Origin of the sequence: Butyricicoccus sp., assembly GCF_050872565.1 — a bacterium.
Lineage (GTDB): Bacteria > Bacillota > Clostridia > Oscillospirales > Butyricicoccaceae > Butyricicoccus_A.
Genome location: NZ_JBNMHC010000170.1, coordinates 1 through 4,724 on the forward strand (window position 1 = coordinate 1; position 4,724 = coordinate 4,724).

Below are 4,724 nucleotides of genomic sequence, written 5' to 3' on the forward strand. Positions count from 1 at the left end.
CGACTGGCTGGTGGAAACGCCCCACTTAAAGCTGCCTTCGTCCGGCTCCATCTCACCCATCAAAATCTGGAACAGGGTTGTTGCTGCCTGCTCGGTCTTGCCGACAAAGGCAATTTTATCGCCGCGTGCCACGCGGAACGAGACATGATTGAGTACCTTTTCGCCGTCAATCGTCTTAGAGATGTCCTTGACCTCCAGAATATCCTTACCCGGCTCTCTATCCATCTGGAAGCCGACAAACGGATAGCGGCGGGAAGATGCCGGCAGCTCGTCAACCGTCAGCTTATCAATGAGCTTTTTACGGCTGGTTGCCTGCTTCGACTTGGACTTGTTTGCGGAGAATCGACGAATAAACTCCTGTAATTCCTTAATCTTTTCGTCTGCCTTCTTTTTCTGGTCGTTCAAGGTACGCTGTACCAGCTGAGATGACTCATACCAGAACTCATAGTTGCCGACATACAGGCGAACCTTGCCGTAGTCAATATCGACGATGTGGGTGCAGACATTGTTGAGGAAGTGACGGTCATGGGATACGACGATAACCGTACCTTCGTAATCTGCCAAGAAATCCTCCAGCCATGCAATAGAATGAATATCCAAATGGTTGGTCGGCTCGTCGAGCAGCATAATGTCCGGCTTGCCGAACAGTGCCTGTGCCAGCAGAATCTTGACCTTTTCTGCGTCCGTGCGGTACTTCATGCCGCTGTACAGAATATCATCCGCCTTGAGTCCAAGACCTTGCAGCAGACGAGCCGCCTCTGTGTCGGCATTCCAGCCGTCCAGCTCTGCGAACTCCGCTTCCAGTTCCGCAGCGCGGTTGCCGTCCTCTTCCGTAAACGGATCCTTTGCATACAGCGCATCCTTCTCCTGCATGATTTCATACAGACGCGGATTGCCCTGAATAATGGTATCTACAACGGTAAATTCATCAAAAGCAAAGTGATCCTGACGCAGAACCGACATGCGCAGCTTCGGGTCAAGCTCTACCGTACCGGTAGACGGTTCCAAATCGCCGGACAACATGCGCAGGAATGTAGACTTGCCCGCACCGTTTGCACCGATGACACCGTAGCAATTGCCTTCGGTAAATTTTAGATTGACATCGGAGAACAGATTGTCTCCATCAAAGTTAATGCTCAAATGATTGACGGTAAGCATGAAAAACCTCCTGTAAAACGATAAAGAATAGGGGGGGACCTGTGTTATACAATAAAATCAAGCAGCAAACCGGCCACTACCGCTGCAAGATAGGTGCAGCCGATAATCTGCCAAGCGGCTTTTTTGCGCGGTGCTTCGCGCAGCAGCAAAATAAAACCAAAACCGGCTCCGGCGGAAAGTCCGGCAATCACACTGCCAAAGCTGATGGTGCCTGCGGTAAACAGCTGTACCAGCAAAACCGACACAGCACAGCCCGGAATCAAACCAATCAGCGCACACAACAGCGGCTGTAAATGCGAGCCTTGCAGCAAAATCGTCGCCAAGGAATCTGCGCCGAGCAAATGAATGATGGTATTGAGCACCAGCATGGTAATCACGAGAAATACCGTAGTATTTGCCGTGCGAATCAGTGCCGAACGCCACAGCGATTGATCGCCGCAGCAGGAACAGTTCGCATTGACCTCATCCATATCCAGCTCATCATCTTCCGGCCAATCGTCAACATCCCAGTGTTTGCGGAACCAGAGCAAATAAAACAGATAACCGGCGATAATTGCAATGCCAATTTTCACGGCAATGAGCAGCACAATTTCTTTCCAGCTGCAGCCGCCCGCGAGCAAAACCGGTATTGCCTCATCGGATGTGGACAAATACACGGCAATCAGCGTTGCCGGTGCCAAAAATCCGCGGCAGTACAGGACAGAACAGCCCATCGAAAAGCCGCACTGCGGGATCGCGCCAATCAATGCGCCGATGACTGGCCCCGCCGGTTCTGTGCTTGTGACAACGCGGGTCACGGCGTCCATATGATTTTCCATCCAACTGATGACCAGATATACAACAAAGAGAATCGGAATGGTTTTGACAATATCCATAATACATTCCGTCCATACTTCCAGCACAGAAGCTCACTCCTCTCTGAAAAACGAAAAATAAAATACAAATCGTTTAGACAGTATAGCATACTTGCGCACAAAAAAACAGGGGCAGGATTCATAAGAAACCTGCCTCTTTTGCGTCGTTTTCGGTATTTATTTGCTTCGCTCTGTGCGCTGACGCTCCAGCATTTCACCAAAGGCGAGAATCGTCTCCACAGCGCCGTCAATGCCTGCTGTGCTCGTCGAAACGCACAAGTCATAGCTGGACGCATCGCTCCAGCGCTTGCCGGTATAATAGTTATAATAACTTGCACGCTTTTTGTCGCGCTTGGTAATCGCGTCCTCAATGCGCTTTTCCGGCATACCGAGATCATGAATGGCATGGTTCTTTCGATACTCCATATCTGCTGTGCAGAATACGCGAACAACATCCGGACGCTCGCGCAGAATATAGCTGCCGCAGCGTCCTACGACAACACACGGGCCCTGTTCCGCTGCCTCACGGATAATTTTTGCCTCTTCGACAAACAGCTTGTCGCTCATGTTGAGGTCAGAGGACTGCGTAATAGAACCTGCCGCCGTATAGCTTCCCATGACAAGAGAATACAAAAAGCTGTTGGTCGGCTTCTCATCAAATCCTTCAAAAATCTTGCGGCTGACGCCCGCATTTTTCGCTGCCATATCTACGATCTGGGAGTCGTAGAACGGAATGCCCAGCATCTTAGCCAGACGCTCTCCGACAATATGTCCGGCGGAGCCGAATTCTCTCTCAATTGTATAAATTGTTGCCGTTGTCATGACATCAATCCCATCCTTTCCGAATCTCTTTTCTGCTGTATTATACCATATTTTTGTTACTGTGAAAAGCAAACGCACAGAATTTCCCGATTCCGTGCACGTTTCCCGTCAAATTGCCGCATTTTTCGCCCGCCAAAACCACCAAAACGCCGCTCTGTTCTTTAGAAAAACCTCAACATTTTTCACGAAAACGCACGCAAAAGTTGCCGTTTTCCGTCTTTTGCGGTACAAAAACATTGATTACAGATATTGCATGTGCTATAATGGACACAAAATACAGGATAATAGGTTGTTGCAGAATATACATATTTCTGCACAGAGACAAGGAGTGTCATTTATGATGCAGACATTTGATGAAAGCGCATGGTACACCATTGCAGCGAAGGTCAGCGGCAAGGTTATCGAGGCGGAGAACGCTTCTGACGAGAACGGCGCAGCCGTATGCCTGGCAGAGGCAACCGGCGCAGACCAGCAGCTGTGGTCGATCACCCATATTGACGGCAAGTACTACAAAATCGCAAACAAGAAATCGGGCAAGGTGCTGGACATCATCAGCCTGGGCGTTGTAAACGGCGCAAATCTTCACCAGTGGGAGTATGTGAACGGCGACAGCCAGCTGTGGTTCTTCGAGGAGAAGGCAGACGGTGCCGTTGCCATCAAGTCCGCGATGTCCGCCAAGTGCATTGACATTGTTGGCATGAACGCAGAGGCAGACGGCGCACATCTGCAGATCTGGGTCGACGTAGACGGCGACAACCAGAGCTGGTTCATCCGCGAAGCACAGGCAGAAGCTCCGAAGGCAGAAGAGGCAAAGACCGAAGAGCCGAAGGAAGCTGCTGTAGAAGCTCCGAAGGCGGAAGAAGTAAAGACGGAAGAGCCGAAGGCTGAGGAAAAGACCGAAGAGACTCCGGCAAAGAAGACCACCACGCGCAAGCGCGCTGCTTCTACCACTACCCGCAAGACCGCTGCTAAGAAGACCAACGAGTCCCGCGCAAAGCGCAAGCGCAGAACCAAGGCGGAAATGGCAGCTGACGCTGCCGCAGCTCCGGCAAAGAAGACCACAACCCGTACCCGCAAGACTGCTGCCAAGAAGACAGCTGCTGAGGCACCGAAGGCTGAGGCTTCCAAGACCGCAGAAACCAAGTAAGAACCATATTGTATTCTCATGCAAGAACGCCAGAACCGGAAATTTCCGGAACTGGCGTTCTTTTGTTGTACCGGTGTATATCTTATGATATAATGAGCACAGAAACAAAATCTGTATTTTTTTAACGAAATAGAAACGAGGTGTTTGTATGATTTACGATGCACGAGCTAGAAAAGACTACAAAGCGCAAGCGCGGGCTGACATCCGCAAAAAGTTCTGGCCGACCATCGGCGCGGTAATTTTGGCATCTATTCCGCTGATGCTCATGAGCGTTATCATGGCTATCGGCATGGACGGTCTGGATTCGCTGAATGATGCATCCGGTTTTGATGCTGTTTTGGCTGCCTACGGCAAGCTCGCCAAATATGGTGCATTATATGCCGTGATCTACTTCTTTGTCGGCTCTCCGATTACGTTCGGTGCCAAGCATTACTATGTATCGCGAGCACGCGGTGAAGATTCGACCATCGGTCTGATTTTCCAGCCGTTTACCAGCGGCAAGAGCTATCTGACCTCGCTCAAGCTGACTTTATCTATTGGCATCCGCTCTCTCGGCTGGCTGGTTATCACCTATGCCATCATACTGGTCGGCTTGATTCCGCTGGTCTCCTCCGCTTTTTCGGATTCTGACATGCTGTTTGGCGTTCTGCTTTTCCTCTATATCATCGTGATCTGTGTGGTTGCCGCTTGGGCTTCCGTAAAGATCCGCCGCTATGACGGTGCATACATCTGCATGATTGACA

General features: G+C 50.5%; 5 protein-coding genes. 2 read left to right on the forward strand and 3 right to left on the reverse strand.

What is annotated here, in order from left to right:
* The 3 genes from ACR0P9_RS07780 to ACR0P9_RS07790 all read right to left on the reverse strand — a co-directional run.
* Nucleotides 1–1,158 (reverse strand): ABC-F family ATP-binding cassette domain-containing protein (locus ACR0P9_RS07780; protein ID WP_432618930.1); only part of this gene is annotated, 1,158 nt, incomplete at its 3' end.
* A gap of 44 nt (nt 1,159–1,202) precedes the next feature.
* The gene (locus ACR0P9_RS07785; RefSeq protein WP_432618932.1) at nt 1,203–2,060 is read right to left on the reverse strand and encodes a putative manganese transporter; all 858 of its coding nucleotides are present in this window, start codon (nt 2,058–2,060) and stop codon (nt 1,203–1,205) included.
* Between the two features lie 129 nt (nt 2,061–2,189).
* A complete protein-coding gene (locus ACR0P9_RS07790) occupies nt 2,190–2,834 on the reverse strand; it encodes an AAA family ATPase (RefSeq protein WP_432618934.1) in 645 nt (214 codons plus the stop codon).
* A 337-nt stretch (nt 2,835–3,171) separates the two neighbouring features.
* Between ACR0P9_RS07790 and ACR0P9_RS07795 the strand changes: the two genes are divergently transcribed.
* The gene (locus tag ACR0P9_RS07795) at nt 3,172–3,981 is read left to right on the forward strand and encodes an RICIN domain-containing protein (protein ID WP_432618936.1); all 810 of its coding nucleotides are present in this window, start codon (nt 3,172–3,174) and stop codon (nt 3,979–3,981) included.
* A gap of 148 nt (nt 3,982–4,129) precedes the next feature.
* A partial coding sequence (locus ACR0P9_RS07800; RefSeq protein ID WP_432618938.1) for a hypothetical protein occupies nt 4,130–4,724 on the forward strand: 595 nt, incomplete at its 3' end.